The 708-nt window shown below is 68.2% G+C and carries 1 protein-coding gene; it reads left to right on the forward strand.

All coding sequences use genetic code 11. From position 1 onward, the window contains the following. A partial coding sequence (locus WCD74_RS29845) for a manganese catalase family protein (RefSeq protein ID WP_337698572.1) occupies positions 1–708 on the forward strand: 708 nt, incomplete at both ends.

A 708-nucleotide genomic window follows, 5' to 3' on the forward strand; every position in this document is an offset into this window, starting at 1 on the left:
AGCTCGTCGACGGCTCCCCGCGCTATCAGGGCAACCCGACCAACCTCGACGAGCCCGGCGCCGGCGGCGCCACCCCCCTGGACCTCGCGTTGTCCGGTGGGAACATCCACCACTGGCTGGTCGGCGCGCAGGGCGCGTTGCCGGTGGACGCCCAGGGCGACCCGTGGACCGGGAAGTACGTCTACGACTCGGGGAACCTGCCGCTGAACCTGCTCTACAACCTGATGCTGGAGTCCACCGGGCGCCTGCAGAAGTGCCGCCTGTACGAGATGACCGCGAACAAGACCGCCCGCTCGACGATCGCGTATCTGATCGTGCGCGACCAGGCCCACGAGAACTCGTACGCCAAGGCGTTGGAGGCGCTCGGGGTGGAGTGGAACAAGCTGCTGCCGATCCCGAAGACCAACGCCGAGCAGTTCCCCGAGGTCAAGAAGCTCACCGAGCAGGGGCTGCAGTCCAAGCAGTACACCTTCAGCCTCGACCAGCTCAACGAGGCCGGGAAGATCATCCGCGGGACCTCGCCGTCGAAGGACGGCACCACCATGAGCATGGAGCAGGCCCCCGAGGGTGTGCCGTTCCCCGGGATCGCCGTGGAGCGCCCCGAGGAGTTCGGACCCGGTCTGGACCCCGACCTCATGGAACTCGTCCAGGCCACCGCCGAACTCGAACTCGAAGCCGAAACCGCCCCGCCCCAGTGGGGCCCGGCCA

Source organism: Actinomycetospora aurantiaca (assembly GCF_037401875.1).
In the GTDB taxonomy this organism is placed as follows: domain Bacteria; phylum Actinomycetota; class Actinomycetes; order Mycobacteriales; family Pseudonocardiaceae; genus Actinomycetospora; species Actinomycetospora aurantiaca.